At 73.5% G+C, this 2,361-nt stretch carries 2 protein-coding genes; one reads left to right on the forward strand and one right to left on the reverse strand.

The window, feature by feature from the left end; all coding sequences use genetic code 11:
* Positions 1-28: 28 nt before the first annotated feature.
* Positions 29-1,345 carry an aspartate aminotransferase family protein gene (locus ACFU6K_RS37015; RefSeq protein WP_380670737.1) on the reverse strand — a complete coding sequence of 439 codons (1,317 nt, stop codon included), beginning with the start codon at positions 1,343-1,345 and terminating at the stop codon, positions 29-31.
* 172 nt (positions 1,346-1,517) lie between these two features.
* Here ACFU6K_RS37015 and ACFU6K_RS37020 point away from each other — a divergent pair, with 172 nt between their 5' ends.
* Entirely contained in the window at positions 1,518-2,267 is a 750-nt protein-coding gene (locus ACFU6K_RS37020; protein ID WP_380670739.1) for an SDR family oxidoreductase, read from the forward strand.
* The last annotated feature ends 94 nt before the right edge of the window (positions 2,268-2,361 follow it).

Consider the following 2,361-nt stretch of genomic DNA (forward strand, 5'->3'; position numbering starts at 1 on the left):
CCGACTTCCCGCGCAGAACAGCACCGGCTCACAGGGTGCGGAACGCGCCCTCCACGGCTTCGCAGGTCTCGCCGAGGTCGTCCTCCGTCACGGCGGCCGAGACGAACCAGCAGGCCATCCCGTACGCGTTGACGTGGATCCCCCGGCGGAGCAGCTCGTGGCGGAACGCGTGGTGGCGGGCCTGGTCGCTGCGGAGCAGGTCCCGGTAGTGCCGGGTCGGCTCGCCGTCGGCGGTGAAGACCACCTGGAACATCGCCCCCACCCCCTGGACCGCGCAGGGGACGCCCCGGTCCCGGGCGGCCCGCCGGACGGCCTCCATGATCCGTCGGCCGCTCTCCTCGATGTGCTTCACGGTGTCCGGCCGGTTCAGCCGGCGCAGCGTCACCAGGGAGGCCGTCGCGGACAGCGGCGAGGCGTTGTACGTGCCGCCGTGCTTCACCCGTCCCTCGGCCAGCGGCTCCATCACCTCGCGCCGCCCGGCGAAGGCCGCGATCGGCAGGCCCCCGCCGAGCGCCTTGGCGTAGACGGCGAGGTCCGGCACGACCCCGAACAGCGCCTGGGCGCCGCCGGGGCCGGTGCGGAAGCCGGTGCAGACCTCGTCGAAGACCAGCACGATGCCGCGCGCCGTGCACTCCTCCCGCAGCAGCGCCAGGTATCCCGGCGCGGGCATGGTGCAGGCGTTGTTGGCGACAATCGGTTCGCAGACGACGGCGGCGAGTTCGCCCCGGTGGGCGTCCAGGACCGCGCGCAGCGCCCCGGGGTCGTTCCACGGGCAGACCACGACGTCGCCGACGACACCGGCCGGGATGCCGGCCGAGTGGGGCACGGAGCGCGGCGCGCCGTATGGCCCGGCCTCGGCGGGGTCGGGACGGTTGGAGACGGCCAGGGTGTCCGACCAACCGTGGTAGTGGCCCTCGAACTTGAGGACCTTCGACCGCCCGGTGTACCCGCGGGCGGCCCGCACCGCCCCCTGCACCGCCTCGCTGCCCGAGTTGGCGAACCGGACCAGCTCCGCGCAGGGCACCATCTCCCTGATCTGCTCGGCGAGTTCGACCTCCACCGTGTTGCAGGTGCCGAACATCGTGCCGGCGCCCAGGACGGCGCCGAGCGCCTCGGTGAGCTGCGGGTCGGCGTGGCCCAGCACCGCGCTCCCGTAGCCGGCGAGGTAGTCCACGTACGCGTTGCCGTCGACGTCCCGGACCCGCGCGCCCGAACCGCCCACCAGGTAGAGCGGGTAGGGGTCGGGGCCGGTCGAGGTCAGCCGGGCGGAGGAGCTGACGCCGCCCGCCAGTGACTCCTTGGCGCGCTCGAACCACCGCCGGCTGCCGTCGGTCCGGCCCGACACCGGGGCAGGGATATCCACGTGCGCCGGGCCGTGGCCGTTCACGTGCGGCGCCGGGTTACGGCCATTCATGTGCGACTCCTGTTTGGTCGAGGGTTGTCCGGGCACGCTCGGGGTGCCCTTCACAGGGATGGGTTCCTGCCTGGCGGGATCGCGAGCAGAGGGGACGTGGGGCATGGCGGATCGGACGGCGGTCGTCACCGGGGCGGGGCGCGGCATCGGACGGGCGAGCGCGCTGGGCCTGCTGGCGGACGGCTGGACGGTGGTCCTGGTCGGCCGCCGCAAGGAGCCGCTCGCGGAGACGGCCGGGCTCGCGGCCCCCGCCGACCGCGACCGCGCCGTCCCGTTCCCGACCGACATCACCGACGCGGCGGCCGTGGACGGGCTGTTCGAGTTCGTCGAGGAGCGGTTCGGACGGCTGGACCTCCTGTTCAACAACGCCGCCGACGTCATGCCGTACACCCCGACCGAGGACGTGGCCGTCGAGGACTGGCACCGCGTGATGGACTCCATCGCCACCGGCACCTTCCTCTGCTCGCGCGCGGCCTTCCGGATCATGAAGCGTCAGACCCCGCGCGGCGGACGGATCATCAACAACGGCGCGCCTTCCGCACAGGCGCCCCGCCCGGACTCCGCCGCCTTCACCGCGGCCAAGCACGCCGTGGCCGGCCTGACCCGCTCGCTGTCCCTGGACGGCCGCCGCCACGACATCTCCTGCGGCCAGATCGACATCGGGAACGTGACCCCGCCCGACCGTCCCCAGCCGGCCGTCCTCCAGGCCGACGGCTCACGGCGGGTCGAACCGACCATGGACGTGCGGCACGTGGTCGACATGGTGCGGACCATGGCCGGACTGCCACTCGGGGTGAACATCCAGTCCGTCCTGGTCATGCCCAGCGCCATGCCGTACGTCGGCCGCGGCTAGGGCCTGTCTTCAAACTCGCGTCTGCGGGGCGACGCCGGGGCACGCACCTCGCCGCGTTGTCGTCGGTCGCCAATGCTCCGCAGTGGCTCCCTCC

This window comes from Kitasatospora sp. NPDC057512, assembly GCF_042802135.1.
In the GTDB taxonomy this organism is placed as follows: Bacteria; Actinomycetota; Actinomycetes; order Streptomycetales; family Streptomycetaceae; genus Kitasatospora.